The organism is Pedobacter folensis (assembly GCF_056490665.1).
On record NZ_JBWJIF010000003.1, the window covers coordinates 211,288 to 234,041 of the forward strand.

Annotated in this window: 19 protein-coding genes; 13 read left to right on the plus strand and 6 right to left on the minus strand. The window is 38.6% G+C overall.

What is annotated here, in order from left to right; translation table 11 throughout:
* Positions 1-47 precede the first annotated feature (47 nt).
* The 5 genes from AC04QZ_RS15470 (at position 48) to AC04QZ_RS15490 (ending at position 7,389) form a co-directional block, all read left to right on the plus strand.
* Positions 48-1,079, plus strand: a complete 1,032-nt coding sequence (locus AC04QZ_RS15470; protein ID WP_478358497.1) for an SAM-dependent methyltransferase — start codon at positions 48-50, stop codon at positions 1,077-1,079.
* Positions 1,080-1,178: 99 nt separating this feature from the next.
* Entirely contained in the window at positions 1,179-2,423 is a 1,245-nt protein-coding gene (locus AC04QZ_RS15475) for an NAD(P)/FAD-dependent oxidoreductase (RefSeq protein ID WP_478358498.1), read from the plus strand.
* 230 nt (positions 2,424-2,653) lie between these two features.
* Positions 2,654-3,466 (plus strand): DUF1365 domain-containing protein, encoded by an 813-nt coding sequence (locus AC04QZ_RS15480; RefSeq protein WP_478358499.1) that lies wholly within the window; start codon positions 2,654-2,656, stop codon positions 3,464-3,466.
* A 10-nt stretch (positions 3,467-3,476) separates the two neighbouring features.
* Entirely contained in the window at positions 3,477-4,715 is a 1,239-nt protein-coding gene (locus AC04QZ_RS15485) for a class I SAM-dependent methyltransferase (protein ID WP_478358500.1), read from the plus strand.
* A gap of 223 nt (positions 4,716-4,938) precedes the next feature.
* Positions 4,939-7,389 carry a TonB-dependent receptor gene (locus AC04QZ_RS15490; RefSeq protein ID WP_086544834.1) on the plus strand — a complete coding sequence of 817 codons (2,451 nt, stop codon included), beginning with the start codon at positions 4,939-4,941 and terminating at the stop codon, positions 7,387-7,389.
* A gap of 66 nt (positions 7,390-7,455) precedes the next feature.
* Here AC04QZ_RS15490 and AC04QZ_RS15495 read toward each other — a convergent pair whose 3' ends face one another.
* The 3 genes from AC04QZ_RS15495 to AC04QZ_RS15505 all read right to left on the minus strand — a co-directional run bounded on the left by AC04QZ_RS15495 (position 7,456) and on the right by AC04QZ_RS15505 (position 9,687).
* On the minus strand, positions 7,456-7,746 hold the full coding sequence (locus AC04QZ_RS15495; RefSeq protein WP_478358501.1) for a type II toxin-antitoxin system RelE/ParE family toxin: 291 nt from the start codon (positions 7,744-7,746) through the stop codon (positions 7,456-7,458).
* Positions 7,746-7,949, minus strand: a complete 204-nt coding sequence (locus AC04QZ_RS15500) for a DUF2683 family protein (protein ID WP_478358502.1) — start codon at positions 7,947-7,949, stop codon at positions 7,746-7,748. Before AC04QZ_RS15500 ends, AC04QZ_RS15495 begins: the two co-directional genes overlap by 1 nt.
* A gap of 103 nt (positions 7,950-8,052) precedes the next feature.
* Complete coding sequence (locus tag AC04QZ_RS15505) at positions 8,053-9,687, minus strand: ABC transporter substrate-binding protein (RefSeq protein WP_478358503.1); 1,635 nt, start codon at positions 9,685-9,687, stop codon at positions 8,053-8,055.
* Positions 9,688-9,733: 46 nt separating this feature from the next.
* Here AC04QZ_RS15505 and AC04QZ_RS15510 point away from each other — a divergent pair, with 46 nt between their 5' ends.
* Positions 9,734-10,186, plus strand: a complete 453-nt coding sequence (locus AC04QZ_RS15510; protein WP_145954182.1) for a substrate-binding domain-containing protein — start codon at positions 9,734-9,736, stop codon at positions 10,184-10,186.
* Positions 10,187-10,274: 88 nt separating this feature from the next.
* On the opposite strand, the gene AC04QZ_RS15515 is transcribed toward AC04QZ_RS15510, so the two are convergent.
* On the minus strand, positions 10,275-11,612 hold the full coding sequence (locus AC04QZ_RS15515) for a sigma-54-dependent transcriptional regulator (protein WP_478358504.1): 1,338 nt from the start codon (positions 11,610-11,612) through the stop codon (positions 10,275-10,277).
* Positions 11,613-11,803: 191 nt separating this feature from the next.
* On the opposite strand from AC04QZ_RS15515, the gene AC04QZ_RS15520 reads away from it, so the two are divergent.
* The 6 genes from AC04QZ_RS15520 (at position 11,804) to AC04QZ_RS15545 (ending at position 20,160) form a co-directional block, all read left to right on the plus strand.
* A complete protein-coding gene (locus tag AC04QZ_RS15520; protein ID WP_478358505.1) occupies positions 11,804-14,272 on the plus strand; it encodes a PIG-L family deacetylase in 2,469 nt (822 codons plus the stop codon).
* A 100-nt stretch (positions 14,273-14,372) separates the two neighbouring features.
* The gene (locus AC04QZ_RS15525) at positions 14,373-16,067 is read left to right on the plus strand and encodes a sodium:solute symporter family protein (RefSeq protein ID WP_478358506.1); all 1,695 of its coding nucleotides are present in this window, start codon (positions 14,373-14,375) and stop codon (positions 16,065-16,067) included.
* Positions 16,068-16,246: 179 nt separating this feature from the next.
* Positions 16,247-16,765, plus strand: a complete 519-nt coding sequence (locus AC04QZ_RS15530; protein WP_086544840.1) for a DUF2911 domain-containing protein — start codon at positions 16,247-16,249, stop codon at positions 16,763-16,765.
* A 273-nt stretch (positions 16,766-17,038) separates the two neighbouring features.
* The gene (locus tag AC04QZ_RS15535; RefSeq protein ID WP_478358507.1) at positions 17,039-19,123 is read left to right on the plus strand and encodes a glycoside hydrolase domain-containing protein; all 2,085 of its coding nucleotides are present in this window, start codon (positions 17,039-17,041) and stop codon (positions 19,121-19,123) included.
* A 71-nt stretch (positions 19,124-19,194) separates the two neighbouring features.
* Positions 19,195-19,386 carry a hypothetical protein gene (locus AC04QZ_RS15540; protein WP_086544842.1) on the plus strand — a complete coding sequence of 64 codons (192 nt, stop codon included), beginning with the start codon at positions 19,195-19,197 and terminating at the stop codon, positions 19,384-19,386.
* 315 nt (positions 19,387-19,701) lie between these two features.
* Positions 19,702-20,160: an NUDIX hydrolase gene (locus AC04QZ_RS15545; protein ID WP_478358508.1), complete on the plus strand. Its 459-nt coding sequence runs from the start codon at positions 19,702-19,704 to the stop codon at positions 20,158-20,160.
* On the opposite strand, the gene AC04QZ_RS15550 is transcribed toward AC04QZ_RS15545, so the two are convergent.
* Positions 20,149-21,252 carry a DNA alkylation repair protein gene (locus AC04QZ_RS15550; RefSeq protein ID WP_478358509.1) on the minus strand — a complete coding sequence of 368 codons (1,104 nt, stop codon included), beginning with the start codon at positions 21,250-21,252 and terminating at the stop codon, positions 20,149-20,151. The two genes, AC04QZ_RS15545 and AC04QZ_RS15550, sit on opposite strands and share 12 nt — an antisense overlap.
* A gap of 153 nt (positions 21,253-21,405) precedes the next feature.
* On the opposite strand from AC04QZ_RS15550, the gene AC04QZ_RS15555 reads away from it, so the two are divergent.
* Positions 21,406-22,287 (plus strand): NAD(P)-dependent oxidoreductase, encoded by an 882-nt coding sequence (locus tag AC04QZ_RS15555; RefSeq protein ID WP_478358510.1) that lies wholly within the window; start codon positions 21,406-21,408, stop codon positions 22,285-22,287.
* A gap of 59 nt (positions 22,288-22,346) precedes the next feature.
* Here the strand turns inward: AC04QZ_RS15555 and AC04QZ_RS15560 are convergent, their stop codons facing one another.
* Positions 22,347-22,748 (minus strand): DUF1634 domain-containing protein, encoded by a 402-nt coding sequence (locus AC04QZ_RS15560; RefSeq protein WP_478358511.1) that lies wholly within the window; start codon positions 22,746-22,748, stop codon positions 22,347-22,349.
* Positions 22,749-22,754: the final 6 nt, after the last annotated feature.

A 22,754-nucleotide genomic window follows, 5' to 3' on the forward strand; every position in this document is an offset into this window, starting at 1 on the left:
TCTTCAAAAAACCTTAAACCTTTTACCTTATAACCTTCTACCTTAAAATGTGGTACGATAAACTTTTAGAAAACGACAAACTTCCGGATACGGCATTGCGTATCGGCATCAGAAAATTATGCAAACAACGCCTGGATGATGAAACGCTGGGCAACGAAGAATTACAACAGGAAAAATTTATGGACCTGGTTGCCGAACTGAAACAATCGCCTATCGCGGTAAATACGGCCGATGCCAACGAACAGCATTATGAATTACCTACCGCATTTTTTCAGTATTGCCTTGGCAAAAACTTAAAATATAGTAGTGGTTACTGGAAACCGGGCGTTAAAGATATAGATACTTCGGAGGATGATATGCTGGCCCTAACCTGCAAAAGGGCCGACTTGCAGAATGGCCAAAATGTTTTGGAACTGGGCTGTGGCTGGGGTTCGCTTTCGCTTTATATGTCGGCAAAGTTTCCGGAGAGTACTTTTACCGTCGTATCTAATTCTGCTACACAGAAAATTTTTATTGATGAAACGGCGAAACAGCGCGGCATACAGAACCTAACGGTTTTAACTGCCGATATGAATACATTTACGATTGCCGATACATTCGATCGGGTAGTTTCGGTAGAAATGTTTGAGCACATGCGTAATTATAAATTTCTGTTAAACAAGGTGGCTTCCTTTATGAAACCTGATGGCAAGTTATTCGTACACATATTTACCCACAAAACGCTGGCTTACAAGTTTGAGGTGATTGACGAAACCGACTGGATGAGTAAATACTTTTTTACGGGAGGCATTATGCCTTCCAATCACCTGTTTTTTTACTTTAACGACGACCTCAAGATCGATAAACATTGGGTAGTAAATGGAACCAATTACGGTAAAACCTCCGAAGCCTGGTTAAGCAATATGGACAAACATAAAAAGGAAATCATGCCTATTTTAGAAACGACCTACGGTAAAGATCAGGCGGTGAAATGGTGGGTGTACTGGCGGTTATTTTACATGTCCTGCGCCGAACTGTTCAATTACAATAAAGGGAATGAATGGATGGTGTGCCATTATTTATTCGAAAAGAATAAATAATGTAAAAGGTAAGATGGAAAATGATGGCTGCTAAATCTCCATCTTCCATCTCACATCTTCCGTCGTCAATATTACATTCTCCACATTACATTTTCCATTATGAAAACTCTCGCCATCATTGGCTCAGGAATAGCAGGCATGGGTTGTGCCCATAAACTGCAACACAAGTATGATATTACGCTTTTCGAAGAAGCCGGTTATATTGGCGGACATACGAATACGATCACACTAGAAGAGGATGGTAAACCTATTTATCTGGATACTGGTTTTATGGTTTTTAACTATCAGACTTACCCAAACCTGACTGAAATGTTTGCAGAAATCGATGCACCGGTCATTAAAACCGATATGTCTTTCAGTGTTCAGTTTCTGCCTAAAAAGTTAGAATATAGCGGTTCGGGTTTAAACCATTTATTTGCGCAACGCAAAAACCTGTTCAACATTTCCTACCTGAAAATGCTGATGCAGATTAATCGTTTCAACAAACAAAGTGTCGAGATTCTGGATAAACCAGCATATCAGGCTTATTCTATTGGAAGGTTTTTTAAGGAGTTTGGTTACAGCGATGATATGCTTTGGCAGTACCTGATTCCGATGAGTGCTGCAGTGTGGAGTGCGCCAATGGAACAGATTCTGGATTTTCCTGCTGTTACCCTCATTCGTTTCTTTAAAAATCATGGCTTTTTGGGTTTAGATACCCAGCATCAATGGTACACCCTCCAAAATGGTAGTCAGGCTTATCGCGAAAAACTGATTGCACCTTTCCGCGATCGGATTAAAATCAACCATAAAATTAGTTCAGTCAAACGATTAGAAAACGGTAAAGTTGAAGTCGAAAACGATAAAGGTGAAGTATTTGAGTTCGATCAGGTGATTATGGCTACTCATGCCGACCAGACTTTCGAAATTGTGAAAGATAAAACGGATTTAGAAACTGAACTGCTTTCTAAATTCAAATATCAATTGAATAAAGCAGTGGTACATACCGATGAAAAACAGATGCCTGAAGCCAGGTTAGCCTGGAGCAGCTGGAATTACCGTGTAGAAAAACAGGGCGATAAATTATTGCCGAGTACCATTTATTGGATGAATAACCTGCAGGGTGTTTCTAAAAAACAAAATTACTTTGTATCCATTAACCCGACCGGAAGCTTAAACCCGGATAAGATTATTAAAGAAATCGATTACCATCATCCTTTGTTTGATGTTTCAGCCATGCAGGCACAAGCGCAATTGCACAGGTTAAACGAAACAGGACCGATATATTATTGTGGTAGTTATTTTAAGTATGGTTTCCACGAAGATGCGTACAAAAGTGCAGTGGATTTGTGCATAGAGTTATAAAGTAGTTACGTCATTCCCAACTTGATTGGGAATCACGAAGCGCTCATCGGAGATAATCGTAACGCTTTAGTCTGGCTTGTAAATTGTATTAAGATTCCCGCCTGCGCGGGAATGACGTTAAGTTAGCGAGGGCGCTCTGGATATAGATTTCTCGACTGCGTTGCACTTCGCTCGAAATGACGAACTCAAAATGGAGACATGAACTATAAATTTCGTAAATTGTAATAACAATGGAATTCACATCAAGCATATATACCGCAAAAGTGATGCACCACCGCTTAGCGCCCAAAAAACATTCTTTTTGGTACAGGGTGTATATGTTCTACATCGATCTGGATGAATTGGACCTGCTGAGTAAAAAGCTTCGCTGGTTTAGCCATAATAAATTTAATCTCTTTTCTTTTCGGGATGCAGAACACCTTCAATTACCAAAAGATAATCCCGATCAAACTAAAAATACCCGTCAGCATTTAGAAGATTATTTAAGAGAAAACGGGGTAGATGGTGCCAGGCTGAAAATTAAACTGCTTACCAATCTTAACGTTTTGGGATATAATTTTAATCCGGTTTCTTTTTACTATTGTTTCGATCAACGGGATAATCCGGTTTGTTGCGTGGCAGAAATTAGTAATACCTACCGCGAAATGAAACTTTTTTTCTTTGGAAAAGACGAATTGCAGGGCGATACTTTCAAAAAAATAACCACAAAGTATTTTTATGTTTCCCCATTTATAGATCATGATGATACCTTCGATTTTAAATTAAAAGTACCGGTGGATACACTCGATATTAAAATTGATGACCTGGATAAAAATGGTAATCTGTTTTTTATCAGTACCTTAAAGGGAGCGAAAAAAGCCTTAACCAACAGCAATATGCTGAAGTATTTTTTTTCCATTCCACTAATTCCATTGCAGATAATGGGCATGATCCATTGGCAGGCTTTTAAACTTTGGGTAAAAAAAATACCTTTTCACCCAAAAGCCGAAAACCCTGAGCTACAACGTAACGTATATAAGCCCTATAAACCACAAATAAAATAGATTGAAGATTATGAATACGCTTACCGCTACCAAAACATCTACAGGTTTTTTTGAAAGAGTAGTGCTTAATGCACTTTCTAAAATGACCCTGGGTAAATTAGAGCTATCATTGCCTAACGGACAAACGCTGGTTTTTGGTAATGGTGAACATAAAATTGAAGCAAATATCCAGGTCAATCACCCCGATTTTTTTAAATCAATAGCACTGTATGGCGATATTGGTTTTGGCGAGGCTTATACCGTTGGTTTGTGGGATACGACGAATATCACTAACGTAATTAAATGGGTAATCCTGAATATCGAAAATGCACCTTCTGTTACCGGGAGCAAAGTAAAATCTATTGCATTAAACCTTTTTAAATGGGTGAATAAAATTTACCATGTGCGAAGGGCGAATACGCTTGCCGGATCGCAAAAAAATATTTCAGAACACTATGACCTCAACAACGATTTCTTTGCTACTTTTCTCGATAAAAGCATGACTTATTCTAGCGGTTACTTTTCTCCGGAGCACTTAAGTTTAGAAGAATCGCAATATGCCAAGTATGATCGATTGGCGAAGCAGCTAAAAATTAAAGCCACCGACCATGTTCTGGAAATCGGAAGCGGTTGGGGTGGTAATGCCATTTTCTTAGCTAAAAATTACGGCTGCAAAGTTACTTCGGTTACGATCTCGAAAGAACAGCAGAAGTTAGCGATAGAAAGAGTAATGGCTGAAGGTTTAGCGGATAAGGTTACTATCCTGATTCAGGATTACCGTAAAATTGAAGGTACTTTTGATAAGATTGTTTCCATCGAAATGCTCGAAGCGGTTGGCCACCAATACCTGGAAACCTATTTCGAAAAATGCCAGGAGTTATTAAAACCCGATGGGATTTTTGCCTTTCAGGTCATTACCTCGCCTGATAGCAGGTATGATAAATTAAGAAACGGGGTTGATTGGATTCAGAAGCACATTTTTCCGGGATCACTTTTGCCTTCGGTGGCGGCGATAAATAAAGCGATAAATGAAACCGGAGATTTAACGCTTGTTGATTTAAAGGATATGGGCTTAGATTATGCCCGAACATTACATTTATGGTTTATCGAATTTAATAAGAACCTTGAGCGGGTTAAGGCATTAGGTTTTGATACCACCTTTATCCGCAAGTGGAATTATTATTTGAACTATTGCGAGGCAGCCTTTGCCATGCGGAATATTAATGTTATGCAAATGGTTTATTCAAGGCCGAATAACATTTCGAGATAAGGTGTTTCATGTAAGATGGATGAGGTAAGATGGAAAATGTAAGATGGATGATGTAAGGTAACTTTCCCATCTTCCTTTTCCCATTTTCCATCCACTTGATTCCTTTTACCGATAAAAGCGTAGTGTTTGCCGACTAATTAAAAGAGTTGGAGTGAAAAGTATAGGTTATAATTGTAACAAAATGCAATTTGCGTAGACTAATTACAAAAGACTAACTTTTAACATGAAAAAACTTCTACTACTTACCTTCACCCTAGGACTATTTTTTACCGCACATGCCCAGTTTACGGGTGGCGGCTTTGGTGGAGGAGCAAAAAAATCTACTGTTACCGGACGTATTACGGCTACTATACTCGATTCATTAACTAAAAAACCAATTGATTATGCAACGGTATCGTTAATTAATACAAAGGATAATAAATCTGTTAATGGTGGTGTAACTGATGAAAAAGGAAAATTAAGCTTACAAAATGTATCGCCTGATTCATATAAATTAATGATCGGTTTTATGGGTTACAAAACAAAATCTGTTTTGGTGACCACTACGCCATCAAAACCCGATAATAATATGGGTACAATTTATATATCATCAAGCGAAAATACTTTGGCCGATGTTCAGGTGCAGGGAACCAAAGCCGTTATCGAAAATAAAATCGATAGGATGGTTTATAACGCCGAAGCGGATGGAACAAATGCAGGTGGCGATGCTACTGATGTAATGCGTAAGGTACCAATGCTTTCGGTTGATGTTGACGGAAATGTTCAGTTACGCGGTGGCGCAGTTCGTGTATTAATCAACGGTAAACCTTCCGGAACCATGGCAAGCAGTGTTGCTGATGCTTTAAAAATGATCCCTGCAGAACAAATTAAAAGTGTGGAGGTAATTACCAGTCCATCTGCAAAATATGATGCAGAAGGTTCGGGTGGTATCATCAATATCATTACTAAAAAATCAAATGCTCAAGGGGTAAGTGGAACAGTAAATGTAGCTGCCGGTACTCGTCAAAATAACGGCGCTTTTAATTTAACTGCTAAAACCGGCCGGTTAAGTGTAAACGCTAGTTTAGGTACCAATTTGGCTTATGCTCAGGATTCGAGAGTTTTATTCGAAAATAATACGCGTACCGATACTATTGGGAAAACAACCATCACTAACATTATTCAGGACGGGGTATCTAAATGGAGCCGTCAAGGATATAATGGTGGTTTTGGTGCTGATTATGATTTTAATGCCTACAATAATGTAAGTACCAATTTAAAATACAATAACTTTTCAAACGGAGGTCCCGGAAGCGCTGATTATGTTTTAAATGGCATGCCGTTTAAAAATAAAAGTGATATGGATATGGGCTTTAATAATTTCGACTGGAATGTTGATTATAAACATACGACCAAAAAAGAAGGGGAAGAATTCACTATTTCTGGTCAATTATCTTCGGGGAGGAATACGACAGAATTCCAGAATGAAATTATCGGTAGTTCGTTCCCAGCTGTAAATAACAACAATACCGGAAAAAATAAAGAATATACGATACAAACAGATTATACCTATCCGTTTAACAAATCCACTACTTTGGAGGTTGGTGCAAAAGGGATTTTCAGGAACATCAATAGTGAATTTTCTAATGATGCGAACCAGGATTTTGAATACAAACAAGATGTAGCCTCTGCCTATGGGGTAATCAGCTTTAAACTGAGCAAAAAATTAAATTTTAAAGGTGGTTTAAGGTCTGAATATACCAGTATCAATTTTAATACTGCTAAAGCGGGCATCCAAAAAAACGATTACTTTAACTTATTTCCAAGTGCAATCATTTCTCAAACACTTAAGGGAAATGCAACTTTAAAACTAAGCTATAACCGTAGGGTACAAAGACCAAGTTTAGCTTATTTAAATCCTTTCCGTAATGAGAGCGATCAGTTTAATATCCGTCAGGGAGAACCGACATTAAGCCCTGAGTTAAGTGATAATTTTGAGCTGGGTTATTCAACTTTTATTAAAGGATCTGTGATCAATGCATCAGTATTTTATCGTCGTACAGGTGGAGTAATCGAAAGTTCTATAATTCCATTAAAAGAAAACGGCTTTGAAAAAACATTATCTACCTACATTAATGTGGGGGTAGCGCAAACTTACGGAGCTAACGTTTTTGCTTCCTATAATCCAAAACCAAAGTGGACTTTGATGACTAACCTTGGGGTTAATACCTACGAGGTGAGCAATTCATTAACAAATGTAAGCACAGGTACCTATTTGAATTATAACATCTTTGGCCGTTCTGCATATGGTTTTGGTAAAGGTTACAATTTCGAATTGTTTGGTGTGGTAAACTCACCAAGAAGAACTTACCAGGGTAAAACAGATGCCATGGTATTTTATGGAGCATCATTCAAGAAAGATATCCTGAATAAAAAAGGTTCAATAGGAATTAATACCTTAAATCCATTTACCCGCGATTTACATATTAAAACGGTAAATAACTCTGTAACTACGCTCGGCAATAAAACAAGTACACTTTATCAAAGTACCAATATTTATTACCCATTGCGTTCTTTTGGTGTTAATTTTAGCTACTCATTCGGTAAACTGAAATTTACAGAAAAGAAAAAGATCAAAAACGACGATGTTAAGCAAGATCAGCAACAAGGAGGTATGGGTGGCGTTCAACAATAAAACCCAATCTAAATATATAGTTCAGGCCTCCCGATCAAATCGGGAGGCTTTTTTTTCTAATATTAATTAAATATTTAAGGGCTCTTGCAGATTATTCCAGAAAAATAATATATGGATGGAATTATTCGTGACGCGATAAAAGATCGAAGTTTGTTTTGTAATCAGACCAATCCTAACATTTACCTCAAATGAGGATTCTTTAAACATATAAGGTTGTTCTGAAATTAATTTTATTGTTTTTTCCGTTTTTTTGATAAACTTATCAGCAACATGATCTCCAAACTTCTCTTGTATGAAAAGATAAACAGAGGTAATTGTTTCTTTTGCTCTTTTTGTATAAAAAATACTTAAAGCCATTAACTGCCAATCATTTCCTTTACGCCTGTATATGGTGTCAGATCACCTGAATCGGCTTGTTGCAAAGATTCTTTAACCCCCTTTATTATTGCTTTAGGTATCACCTCACTTTTTTGTTCAAAAGTGATTTTCATAACTTTCATAACTGCTTTTAAAGCGGTCATCTGTTCTTTATTCTCTGGGTAAACAATTAAAGCATCCATACTCAAAATTAAAGATAATTATTGCCATTAACAATAAAGCTTTGTCATTCTCCTATTAACATCAGTTGCTCTTTGCAGTGAAAATGAAAAAGCGATATTCTTTCTAATTTTTCTTTATCCGTTTTAAAATCATCAGACTCAATGGATTGAAAGAATACCCGCTAATGTTATTTTGAAGCATTACTACCGATTGATCATAGAAAAGCGGAACAACCGGTGCATAATCCATTACCATCTGATCCATTTTGCGGTACAGCTCAAAGCGTTTTTCGTTATCGGTTTCGTAATAGCTTTTCTCGAATAACTGATCGAATGTTTTATTGTAAAAAGCGGTATAATTTGGTCCGTAAGGGACTTTGTTTTTGGAGTAAAACATAGATAGGAAGTTCTCGCCATCGCCATAATCGGCCAGCCAGGAACCACGGAAAAAGTTTACGCTGTTTTTAGACATTAAATCCCTTAAGCTGGCACTTGGGCTTACATCAATTTTAGCTTTAATGCCAACTGCAGTAAGCTCGCCCTGAATAAATTCAATAAGGTCTTTATAAGTTGTAGTTGTATTTAAGGTTATCTCTCCCATGCCTTTTCCTTCCGGGAAACCTGCTTCTGCTAAAAGTTTAGCGGCAAGTTTTGGGTTATAGGCATATCCCCGAACGGCCAAACTATCAAAACCGGGCATACCTTTAGGAATGAAACCAGAGGTTGCCGCTACGCCAATGCCATTTCTTAGATATTTTATTAATCGGTCACGGTCGATAGCATAGTTAATGGCCTGCCTGATTTTTTTTAAGCGCAATGGCGATTTCTTCACAATCGAAAGATTGGTATCTACCAATATCCCCACATATTCGGTACACAGGTATGGGCTTTTGGTTAATGTAAATTTTCCTTTATATTTTGAAGTCATTTTTCCGCTTTTGGTCAGGATATCATCGCGGTAGCTGCCATCTACATTATAATAAAAATCCAGATCCTTTTTCAGGAAACTCATAAAACCACTTTGTTTATCGGTAATGAAACTGGCTTTAACAGCATCGAGATAGGGTAGTGCCATTCCTTTGGCATCTTTTTCAAAATAATGGTCGTTTTTTAAAAGCACCAGTATTTCGCCTTCCTTCCAGTATTTAAATCTGAAAGGACCTGTACCAACAGGATGACTCCTGAAATCTTTACCATAATGTTCTACAACTTCTTTGGGCACAACAGAACAATATTGCGTAGTAAGTAAACTCATAAACGGTGGGAAAGGACGCACCAGTCTGATCTGGAAAGTAGAGTCGTTTAAAGCGATAAAATTATGTTTATCCTTTACTTTATCACTAAAAATCCACCCGCCTGAGGAGGCTACTTTTGGATCAATTAAGCGATAAAAACTGTATACAAAGTCGCTTGCTATAACTTTCCGTCCTTTACCGTTCTTAAAAATAGGATCATCATGAAAGTAAACATCATTGCGCAGGTTAAAAGTGTAGGTTAACGCATCTTCTGAAACCTGCCAGCTTTTGGCTATACAGGGAAGTGTTTGCAAGGAGGAATCGATTTGTACCAAACCATTAAAAATCTGGTTGGTCATCCAGATCGCATTCTGGTTGCGCGCAAATGCCGGATCGATGGAGGTTAGCCCCTGATCGAGATTAATATTAAAGACTTTTTTGTCTTGATGATCAGCATGCTCCTTACATGAAAAGAATAAGCTTATACAAAAAAGACAAAATATATAATTAAATGAGCCTCGCATGCGATCAGGAATGTTATTTTTGCACAAATTAATAAATTTAATGCAGATGTCTTTTTTAAACGATTTATTTATTGGCCTTGATGCGGCTAAACAGGAAGAATTACAGGAACGTTTAGATTTGGTGGAGCACAAGATTAAATTTATGGATAAAATGCCTGTCGCCTGCTTAGATACGGACAACAATCCGGCTTATTTTTTATCAGAAGAAATTTCGCTGGCTGGCGGAATGCTAGAGACTGACATCCTTAGTGCTGTATTTATTATTTATTATCAACCCGGTAAAACGTTAACCGATTTAATGAGAGAAGTGCCTACAGCATTAAATACCAATTGGCAAGCCGTGCAAAATAACCGCATCATTTTATTGAATGATGATGTTAACCGAGAAAGAACGGCCGAAAATGCGGTTTCACTTATAGAAGATATTGCCGAAATGTTACACCCAGGCTCTTTTATCTTTGGCCACGAAGGTGATAAATGGATCAGGTTTGGCGCATAGGGACGATGTAAAATGGATGATGGAAGAGGGATAATGGGCCAGTATTTCTACCCACAACCTTTCATCTTTTCCAATCTCCAACCTTTGCTCAAATTTCCCTAATCTGGTATTCTTCTATTTTACGGTAAAGTGTGGTTAAGCCGATACCCAATAATCGTGAAGTTTCTGTTTTATTTCCTTTGGTATGGATGAGCACTTTTTGGATGTGCTGTTTTTCTATCTGCTGCAGGTTATAATCGTTTTCTATTGGTGCAAATTCAAAAAATTCAGGAGGTAAGGCTGTAGCGCTTAAGGTATCGCCATCTGACAGGATGACCAAACGTTCAATCACATTTTTAAGTTCCCTGATATTTCCTTTCCAGCTATGATCGCTCAAGATGGATAAGATTTTATCATCCATTTTTGGTGTTGACCGGTTTACCTTATCCGCAAATTCTTTCAGGTAATACTTTGCCAATGCAGGGATATCTGCTTTGCGCTCGCGTAGCGGAGGTAAGGTGATGGTAAAAACCGAAAGCCGGTAATAGAGATCGGAACGGAATTTTCCGGATGCCGCATCAGCTTTTAAATCTTTATTGGTGGCGGCTAAAATCCGAACATTTACTTGTTGTGTTTGGGTATCACCCACCTTGATAAAAGTCTGGCTTTCGAGTACACGCAATAATTTTGCCTGTAAATCGAGGTTCATTTCGCCAATTTCATCCAGCAACAATGTGCCGCCGTTTGCTTCTTCCAATAGTCCTTTTTTATCTTTGTTGGCACCTGTAAAAGCCCCGGCTTTGTATCCGAATAATTCACTTTCCAATAAATCAGGACTAAAACCACTGCAATTTAGGGCAACAAAAGGTTTTGCAGCCCTCGGACTTTCGTAATGAATAGATTGCGCGAAAACTTCTTTTCCAGTTCCTGTTTCGCCCAATAACAAAACGGTAGTATCGGTGGCACTCACTTTTTTTGCCAGATCGATCGCTTCCATTAAAGACTTTGATTGACCAATAATGGTTTGGAAGCTATGTTTTTTCGCGATTTTGTTTTCCAGGTCTGAAACCCGGCGTTGCAGATTTGATTTATCCATCGCCTTGTACAAAAGCGGAATAATCTTATCGTTATCGTCGCCTTTTACGAGGTAATCAAATGCGCCGTTTTTAATAGCCAAAACGCCATCGGCAATGGTGCCATAAGCCGTAAGATTTATAATTTCGACGTAAGATTTAATAGCTTTAATATCCTTAACCAATGCAACTCCATTAACATCAGGTAGTTTCACGTCACTGATTACAATGCTTACGTCGTTGTTTTTAAGCAATTTAAGGCCTTCTTTTCCAGTGTTGGCCTGCAAGGTTTTGAAACCCTCTAATTCTATAATCCTGGAAAGTAAACTGCAGATTTTCTTTTCATCATCGATGATGAGCACCATGCCATTCATAGGTAAAATTTATGCTGCAATATTAAGTATAAAAATATCGAAAGATGATGAGGTGGATAAAATAAACGGCTTTGGTGTTTAAGCCCCGGACTTCAGACTGCCGACTCCGGACTTATTTTGTACCTTTTTCGTTTCCGAAGCATTAAAGTAAAAGCTTTTTAAGCATATTTGGTTTTTGCAAAACAAATTCTATGTTTAAGAGACTAACCGCAATATTCATATTTTGCTTTCCGGCTGTTTTTTGTGCTGCCCAACAAGTACGCCCATCCAAATCTTCAGAAATTTACAGAGAGATAAAAACGTTAAAACATCTTCCGAAAGTTTTATATCTGGCTGCTCACCCCGATGATGAGAATACTGGTTTATTATCCTGGTTGATCAATGATCAAAATGTAGAAACGGCTTATTTGTCGCTGACCAGGGGAGATGGCGGACAAAACCTTTTGGGCACTGAACAAGGTGCAGCCTTAGGCCTGATCAGAACACACGAACTTTTGGAAGCCCGCAGATTAGACGGTGCTCAACAATTTTTCACCCGGGCAATTGATTTCGGCTTCTCTAAAAATACCAACGATACTTTTAAACAATGGGATGCTGATAGCATTACCGCTGATGTGGTTTGGGTGATCAGAAAATTCAGACCCGATGTGATTATTTGCCGTTTTCCGCCAACTGCAGCTGCTGGTCATGGACAACATGCTGCTTCTGCTGTTGTTGCAGAGAAAGCATTTAAGGCTGCTGCCGATAAAAATATGTTTCCAAACCAGCTTAAATATGTTTCTGTTTGGCAGCCAAAAAGACTATTGTGGAACACATTTAGGTTCGGTTCGGTAAATACCACAGCCGAAAATCAATTAAAGGCCACAGTTGGTCAATACGATGCACAATTGGGAATGGGTTATGGTGAATTAGCGGGATTAAGCCGGAGTTTACACAAAAGCCAGGGGGCAGGAACACAATCGGTGGCTGGTGTACGTTCCGATTATTTTACCCATGTTTTAGGCGATCCTGCCAGGAGAACGCTTTTTGATGGGTTAAGCGTCAACTGGTCAGACAAAGGTATAGGCGATATTGATGAACTGATTGATATTATCCTGTTATCGTTTAATTATAACCAGCCTGATAAAAGCCTGCACGGACTGTTGATGCTGAGAAAGAAAATTGCAGAACTGCAGGATGTCGCGTTGAGAAAAGATAAACTAACGGCTATCGATAACATCATTTTAAGCTGTGTAGGTTTTATGGGCGAGGTGGTAACCAATCAACCAGAAGCGATTGCCGGTAACAGTTATAATTTCCGTTTAAACTTGATTTCAAGATCTGCTACTCCGATAACTGTAGAAAGTGTGAACTGGTTAAATCAAACGGATAATTTAAATAGGAAGCTTGCTAACGATTCGCTGATTACCATTGAACGTAAAATCCAGATTCCTGCAGATGCGGCACTTACTGAACCTTATTGGCTGGCCCGGCCTGCAAAAGATGCGGCAACATTCAGTGTGGCTAATGATACTTTAATCGGACTTCCCGAAATGCAATCGCCCGTTAATGTGTTATTGTCGCTGAAAATCGAATCGGAAAAATTTGAGATCAGATTGCCTTTATCTTATAAAAAATTAGATCCTGTTAAAGGTGATGTTGTGGAAGCCCTGAGGATCATCCCAGCACTCGATTTAAGTTTTAGTGAGCCGGTTTATTTTGCTAAAGAAAAAGAAGCTTTAAATGTTAGCCTTCGCTTAAAGGCCAATAAAAACATTAATTATGGTAAGGTGAGTTTCAAAATTGGTAACCAGGTAGTGAAAACTTTTCAGGGGGTCAACCTGGTCGAGAATACCATTAATACGATGAACTTTCTTCTACCTGTTGAAGATTTAGCCAGAATTAAAACCAGCCAGAATAAGCTGGAAGCTGTTTTTTCATCAGAAGCGAATGAATATTCGAAAGGACAGGTATTAATTCAATATCCTCATTTGCCAACCCTACAGTATTTTGTTCCGGCCACGACATGGTTGATTAAGGGCGATGTAAAAGTGCTGGCAAAAAAGGTTGGATATATTGAAGGGGCAGGAGATCTGATTCCCGAATTTTTAAGACAGGCAGGTTTGCAGGTGGATGTATTGACCGAAGCAGATATTCTAAACACGGCCAAGCTGGCCAGCTACGATGCCGTGGTAACAGGCGTAAGGGTAATCAATACCGAAAAAAGAATTAAAAACTGGCAAACTGCTTTACGGAGTTACGTAGAAAACGGTGGAACGATTGTGATGCAGTACAATACCACACAGGATATGGCCCTGCAGGATTTTGGTGTTTATCCATTCAGCATCAGTGGTAAAAGGGTGACTGAAGAAAATGCTGAGGTTAAATTTTTGAAACCTGAGCATAAACTGTTAAACTATCCGAATAAAATTACCGCTGATGATTTTAAAGGCTGGGTGCAGGAGCGTGGTGCTTATTTTCCTGATAAATGGGATGCTAAATATGAACCACTTTTCGAGATGCACGATACGGATGAAGAACCGCTTCAGGGGTCGACACTTTATGCCAAATACGGTAAAGGGAATTTTATTTATACGCCTTTAGCCTTTTTCAGACAATTGCCTGCCGGGAATGTTGGCGCAGCCAGGTTGTTCTTTAACTTTTTATCAGCTGGGAAGTGATGAAAAATCAATTTAAAAACTGGAATACCTGGTATATTTTACTCGCTTTGGCGCTGGTATTTCAGATTGTATTTTATTATCTGTTTACTAAATTCTGGGCATGAGTAATATCGATTGGGCAGTATTGATATTTACCCTGCTGGCTGTGGTAGCTTATGGCGTTTTTATTGGTCGCGGGCAAAAAAGCAACGCATCTTATTTAAAAGCCGATAATAAAATGCCCTGGTATATTGTGCTTTTGGGTATTATGGCTACACAGGCGAGTGCCATCACTTTTTTATCAGCGCCCGGGCAGGCTTATACAGATGGTATGCGCTTCGTGCAGTATTATTTTGGTCTGCCACTGGCCATGATTGTGATCTGCATTACTTTCATTCCGATTTTTCAGCGATTGAATGTATATACGGCCTATGAATACCTAGAGAACCGTTTCGATAAAAAAACAAGGGTTTTAACTTCATTGCTATTTCTGTTCTCGCGAGGATTATCGACCGGGATTAGTATTTATGCACCCAGTATTATCCTATCGAGTGTTTTAAACTGGAATATTTATCTGACCAATATCTTAACCGGCGGGATTCTATTAATTTATACCTATGTTGGAGGAGCTAAAGCGATTGCCCATACACAGAAACTGCAGTTTTTAATCATTTTAGGTACAATGGCCTTTGCCGGATACCTTTTGATGCAAAATATGCCCAATGGAATCGGGTTTAAAGACGCCCTTTACCTGGCCGGGAAATCGGGTAAATTAAATGTAATTACCACAGAATTCGATTGGAAAGATAAATACAACATCTGGAGCGGTTTAATCGGAGGCTTTTTCCTTGCACTTTCTTACTTCGGCACTGATCAGAGTCAGGTGGGAAGATACATTACCGCTAAAGACAATACCAATGCTAAAATGGGTTTACTGTTAAACGGATTGGTTAAAATCCCAATGCAGTTTGCTATCCTGTTAATCGGCGCATTATTGTTCGCTTTCTTTTCTTTAAAACCCGCGCCGATTTATTTCAATGAGCGTTCTTATCAATATTTAAAAGAAACCCAGCCCCTGCAGGCAGCTGCTTTCGAAAAAGAACACCACACTTTGGCGCAGCAATTTAATCAGCAATCAAAAGATATCCTGATAGAAAAGGAAAAGCAATCACCACTTCTAAATTCTTCGATTGCGAATTTTAAATCAACTCAAAAACAGGTGAAAGAGCTGCATGGCAGGGTAGAAGAGGCCATTAACAAATCGAATTATAATGCAGAGAAAACCGATACCAATTATATCTTTTTATACTTTGTAAAGAATACCCTTCCGGTTGGGATGATTGGCCTGCTATTCGCAGTCATCTTTTTGGCCAGCTGGGGGTCTATTTCAGCAGCACTCAATTCACTGGCTGCCTGTTCGTTAAAAGATGTACACCTCATTTTTAATAAAAAAGAAGTAGATGACGAAACCGAACTAAAATACAGCCGTTTGCACACTTTGGCCTGGGGCATTTTTTCAATAGCTGTTGCCATGTTTGCTACGCAAATGGGCTCGCTAATCGAAGCCGTTAATGTACTGGGCTCTCTTTTCTATGGGCCAATACTGGGTATTTTTCTGGTGGCATTTTATTTTAAAAAGATAAACGGACCTATCGTATTTATTGCGGCTATCTTATCCGAAATTGCTGTTGTCGCGGTATACGAATTCGATATTGTTTCATTTCTTTGGCTCAATGTAATTGGCGCAGCAGCAGTAATTATGTTTTCGGTAATTGGTCTCTTGTTTTCTAATCCAAAAACCATAGCCGACAAATAACATTTAAAATCAGATTTGTTGGAAGAAAGAAATAAGGCGGTTTTAATCTGTACGTAGAAATAAATTTAAAGTAACAAAAGTTCAGCTCAATTTTTTCGACACTAGGATTATAGTTTTTATCAACCTAAAGCCATAAATTCGTAAAATCAAAAACAACAAAAACAGATAAATATAATACTATGAAAACGATGATTAAATCAATCGCGTTGCTATTTACAGCAATTACTATTTCTGTAAGTGCAATGGCACAAGATGCTCAGCCTAAGCCAAGTCCTGCAGCTACAGCAACAGGAAAAGTAAAAGGTGCAACCATTACCATCAATTACAGCAGCCCTGCCGTAAAAGGACGTAAAATCTGGGGCGGTTTAGAAGCCTTTGATAAAGTTTGGCGTGCAGGTGCTAACGAGGCTACTACTTTCGAAACCGATAAAGACATCGTAGTTGAAGGTAAAGCATTGGCAGCAGGAAAATACAGCTTCTTTTTAATCCCTAAAGAAAGTGGAACCTGGACAGCAATTTTTAACAAAGAACCAAAACAGTGGGGAGCTTACAAATACGAAGAAGCTAAAGATGCTTTGCGTGTTGATGTTAAAACCAAAGCATTAAAAGCTACACAAGAACGTTTGGTTTATAAAATTACCAAAAGCGGCTTTGCTTTAGAATGGGATAAAATTTCTGTGCCGGTTAATATTAAGTAATAAGATAAAATTATTTAGCGCCGTTCCGATGTAAAATTGGAACGGCTTTTTTATGCCTTTTTCAATGATTGAATTAATAATGATATTGAAAAATAGTTTCATCAATAATGAATTATAATGTTAAATTATTTTCAGCATCCTTATATAACTATAAAGGCCCTGAAATAAATTCAGGGTGATGAACAGAAAAGCCCCTTTTGTAAAGAACCTAAAACATAATATCTACTTCATGTTAAAATGCTAATTTAGGCCGATTTAAAAACAACACAAATAATGAAGCTTTCCCTTAAACTACTGGCTTTACTGCCATTCTTTTCGTTAAACGTTTTAGCTCAGCAAAAAGCACAGAATTTTTCTGTTAAAACAGCCAAACCTGTAGATCAGGTGAATGTTTTTTTAGGTTCTTCTGCAGATCACGGGCAGATGTCGCCTGCGGCTTCGGCTCCTTTTAGCATGTTGAGCATCGGCCCTCAGACCTACCCTAAAACGCATACGGGTTACGAATACCTGGCGAAGAAATTTGAAGGCTTTACGCACAACCGTTTCGAAGGGGTAGGCTGTCAGGGCTCGGGTGGTAATATTTTCATCAAACCATTTTTAGGGGGCGATCCGGCGAAGTCAGAACTGATCAAGGTTGCTGAAAAAGCAAGTCCGGGTTATTATGAAGTTGGTTTTGAAAATAAAATTAAAGCCAGTTTTACCGTATTAGGCAAAGCCGGGAAGCATGCCTATCAATTCCCGAAGGGAGCCAAAGGTTTTTATCTCGATTTGGGTTATGCCTTTAACGGTGCCTTTGTGGCCGAATCGCACGAGGTAAACGGTAATGCCGTAAGTGGGTGGATTACTTCAAAAACAACCTGTGGTGCAGGTAAATACAAGTTGTTTTACTATATGGAAATCAGCGATAACGTATCGTGGAAAGTAATCGACGACCACAAAATGATTGCCATGCTCAGCGGAGAGGCGACTTCGGTGGGAATCAATATTGCACTTTCTGCAGTAAGTGAAGCAGCTGCAAAAGCTTCCATCAATAAAAACCCGTTCAATACCGTAAAAGAACAAAGCAAAGCCGATTGGAATACAAATCTCTCTAAAATTGCCGTAAATGGTGATCTGGAAAGTGCAAAACTTTTTTACTCACTTTTATACCGTACCATGCAGTCGCCGTATGTGATTTCTGAAACTGATGGAACCTATCGGAATACAAAAGGCGAAATTCAGAAAGATAAAGAAATCCGTTATAACGGCTGGGCCATTTGGGACAATTACCGCACGCAGTTGCCTTTGCTTTCGCTAATTGAACAGGATCGATATGCCGGAATGGTGAGTTCTATTGCAGATCTCTATCATTCTGGCAAAAAAGATTATGCCGGGCAAAATGAGCCATCAAATACCGTGCGTTCTGAACATGCCATTGTGGTTTTGCTTGATGCCTACCGCAAGGGTTATCCGGTAGATTTTAACAAAATTGCCGATTCGTTAGTGAAAGAGGTAAATGGGCTGGATTATAAATCTCCGGATAAAGCTTTAGAATCAAGTTATGATAACTGGGCATTGGCGGAAATTTTTAAGATTTTAAAGCATAAAGAAAAATCTGATTTTTATCTCAATAAAGCGCTTGAATACAAGAAGTATTGGAACAGGGATTTTAAAGATATGACCAAAAACGATGTTGACCGCATGCAGGCCCGTGGTTTATACCAGGGCACGATCTGGCAATACCGGTGGTTTGTTCCCTATGATTTTAAAGGATTGATTGAACTGGACGGGGGAGAGGAAGCTTATCTGTCAAAATTGGATGAATTTTTTGCCCGCGATTTATATAACCATGCTAATGAACCGGATTTGCAGGTACCATTGATGTATAATGTAACCAGGTCTGGTTATAAATCACAATACTGGATGCATCAACTGGCTGCTGATACCGTAATCCAGAATTATTTTAATGATAACAGCCGCGGAATAGGGAGTTATATTGGTAAAATTTACCGAAACCAACCACACGCCTATCTCCGTACGATGGATGATGATGCCGGAGCGATGAGCGCTTGGTACGTATTTGCAGCAAGTGGTTTTTCACCTGCTTGTGTAGGCTGGCCGGTTTATTATTTAAATGTGCCTTTATTCCCATCACTAAGTTATCTTCTGCCAAAAGGAAAAACTTTTACCATTGAAACGGAAAATTTTAGCCTGAAAAATAAATACATCAAGGCTGTGTTCCTCAACGGAAAACCTTTCAATAAGAACTACATTACGCAAGAAGATATTAATGCCGGAGGTGTGCTGAAAATTGTTGCTTCGGCTGTTCCCGTTAAAATTTCGGATACTGAAAACTGGATTTCGAGTCTTGAAAAATAATTTTAAAAATTTACAAAAAACAACAAACTTATTTCCGATAATCCTGTTGTTCTAGTATAAATTTCAAGATCATGGCACCTTTAAAATTAAGCGAAGAACAGCATGCTACATTAGGCAATAGAAGCACATCAGAACAAATTAACGAACAACCTTTAGAACTTCACCCCGAAGCCTATAAAGTGAAAGGCCCATCTCCGGATAAGATGAAGACGGTATCGTCCTCTTTAAGGAATTATGCCCATGGGTTGTACGGATTGTTGTAAAACACCTCTAACAAATCTCAACATATTAGATTATATAAAGCAGCCAGGATTTAAAAACCCTGGCTGCTTTTTTATTGCGATAAACGGTAGTCTATTGTTATAGATGATCCCAAGCACTTTTAGGTCATTGAAAGTAATCAAAGATATCCTGTTGCAAAACAGATGCTGAAACAAGTTCAGCAAGACGTAACGTAAGGTTTGTCGTTGTTAATTCCTAGAAAGTGTCGTCATCCTGAACTTGTTTCAGGATCTTTATAGAAAGATGTTAAGCAAGCTAACTTTTAGTTTTTAATTCCAAATCCCTACCTTACCCTTATGAAACAAAGCGCAGGAATATTGCTCTTCAGAAAAAAAAATCAGCAGGTAGAATTTTTTCTGGTTCATCCTGGCGGACCGTTTTTTGCCAAAAAAGATCTTGGCTTTTGGACAGTACCCAAAGGCGAATTAAATGATAGTGAAGAAGCCTTAACGGCTGCTATCCGCGAATTTAAGGAGGAAACTGGTCAAGATTTAGCCGGCGACTTTATTGAATTAGCTCCAATAGTACAGAAGGGCGGCAAAAAAGTATTGTGCTGGGCCTTAGAAGGAGATCTTGATCCTTCAATAATCGTTAGCAATACCTTCGAAATAGAATGGCCACCCCGATCAGATAAAAAACAAAGTTTTGCGGAGATAGATAAAGCTGAATGGTTCACTTACAGTAAAGCCATTACATACATCAATGAAAAGCAGATTGCTTTACTCGATGAATTAAAATCCAAACTAAGCCTTTAATTCAAAGTGTGAGATTTCCTTCTCGGCACCATTAATAATTATCGAAATTTGGTGGTCGCCCAAATGGAATTTACGCGTAGTAATCAGCACGAATTTTTGTTTTCTGATCACGTTTATTGTTGCACCTGCAGGATAAATCCGTTCCGAAATTTTGTACACTTTCCTGGTATTCTGCCCATTTTGTTTTTTATAATAAATAGCATATTCCAGCCTTACTTTTTGTTCAGTTGGATTTTCGTTGAGAACGGAAAAAGAAAATTCCAGGCTTTCGCCGATTTTGATCTCGGGCGTTAAAATTTTGAAATCTTTTAATAAAATCCCTGCATCATCTAGTCCATAATGTTTAAGGATATCGCTATGGCCCTGTTTAAGTAAGGTACGGCTGCCATGTTTAATAATGGCATCTGTTGCGGTGCCCAAACCCGACCAGTTTTTAGCCACATTTAAAACCACCTGAGGATGATCTTTTGCAATATCATTTAAACTGTTGGCAACACTCCGCCTTACATATTCAGATGGATCTGTTTTAAGGTTTTCCAGTATGGGTAAAATAGATGTCGGATCTTTTTTCAGAAAGGGGATACCCATAGCCCAGGGCAACCGCGGGCGGCTGCCTTCGCTGGCGAGCCTTCTCACTTTATGGCTTTCGTGTAAGGACCATTGCTGCATTTTTAAAATCATTTCATTTTCGTATTTTAAAATGAAAGGACGAACGGCAAATTCGCAGCTTACAAACTGCGTCACAAATTCGAGTGCCTCCACAGAGTTTTCGAAATCATCAATGCCATAGGTTTCAATGTAGTCAGGAAGGAACATATAAGCCAGGCCATCCTCTCCAATACCCTGAATCCTTAACTGTGTGATTGTTTTTTTGATCAGTGCGATCGTCAGCGGATAATCTTCTGGCAAAAAATCGTGTAATACCTTCGAGGTATGTTTCATCCGTTCTTTCAATTCTTTTGATTCAAATTCGGGAGTGAAAATCTTTTTGATAAATTTCCCTTTGTCGAAACCGGGAATGGTAGTCGCTAATGCATGGGTTAATCTATCGTAAAAGGCAGGTGAATATAAATCTTTAAGCGGGCTGGCCATATTGTTTGATAATAATGAAGTGAGGTATCAAGGGTATAATATAATGTAAATTTACTAAAAAAATTAGTATTAGAATGTGCTTCAATCAAATAATTGTTTCATCGTATCATTTTTACCTGGCATTTAATAATTTCAGCTTTTTCTTTGCCACATTTGTTTAATCATAAAAATAGCGAAATGAATCATACAAAAATAGGTTGGATCGGGTTAGGGAACATGGGTATCCCGATGGCAGAGCAATTGATAAAAGCAGGTTATACAGTTACGGTTTATAACAGGAGTGAGGGTAAGGAAGCTTCGTTGAAAGAGATGGGCGCATCAATTGCCCAAACACCTCAAGAGCTGATTACCACTACCGATGTGATAATCGTTATGGTTTCTGACGATGCCGCCATAGCACAGATTTTTAATGGAGAAGGAGGTCTTTTGCGTGTAGAAACTTCGGGTAAGATCATCATCAATATGAGCACGGTTTCTCCTTCGATTTCAAAAGAAATGGCTGCGCTGTGTAAAGCGAAAGGAAATTTTTATTTAGATGCGCCAGTTTCAGGAAGTGTAAAACAGGCAGAAACCGGTCAGCTGGTTATTATGGTGGGTGGTGAAGAAGATGCATTTAACCAGGTAAAACCGATTCTTGAAAAAATGGGCAAACTTGCTAAGCTTGTCGGCGAAAATGGCGCGGGTAACAGTGCAAAACTGGCCATCAATTCACTTTTGGCTTTATATGCCCAAGGCTTGGCCGAAACCGTTTTGTTTGCCAACGAACAAGGGATTAAAACAGCGGATTTATTAGAATTGATCAATAACGCGGCCATCGGCAATATTTTCACCAAAATTAAAGGTGATGCTATTATTGCTGATCATTATCAAGCTGCTTTTGCGCTTAAACATATTGTAAAAGATCTGAACCTGGCTAAAGCAGAAGGCATTTCGTCGCCTTTGGCTAAAACCGCATTAAATACTTTCGGAGATGCCGCTGCAAAATATGGAGAAGAAGATATTATTGCGGTCATTAAACAGCTTAGCGGCAATTAATTTTGATAACTGAAAATGCCATGGTAAAAACAGCATTTTCAGTTATTCTTATCAAAGGGCTATATATTTAATCCACCAAAAGTGCTGCCTAATATAATTGCCAGTACAATTAAGGTAATGACCACATATAGTTTATCTTTTTCCTGGATAAAGGCAAATAACGAAAATGCGATCCGCATAATGGGGGTGATGATTAAAAGCAAAACGCCGAACTGAATAATTGCCATAGGTTTTAGGGTGAAAACACCCATAAAAATTCCTTCAAAAGTAATGTAGCTGCTTTCTTTCCCTTTGAAAATGTGGTAGTCGGGTCTTATTCCTGTTCCATATTGTATCAGGAAAAGTATGCCGCCTGATAAAACAATTAAACTGGCGGTTATTACACCAAACCTTAATAATTTTCCAACAATTTTTTCTATATCGCGGTCTTGTATGGGATGGGCTGAGCTGATATTTTTCATTACTTT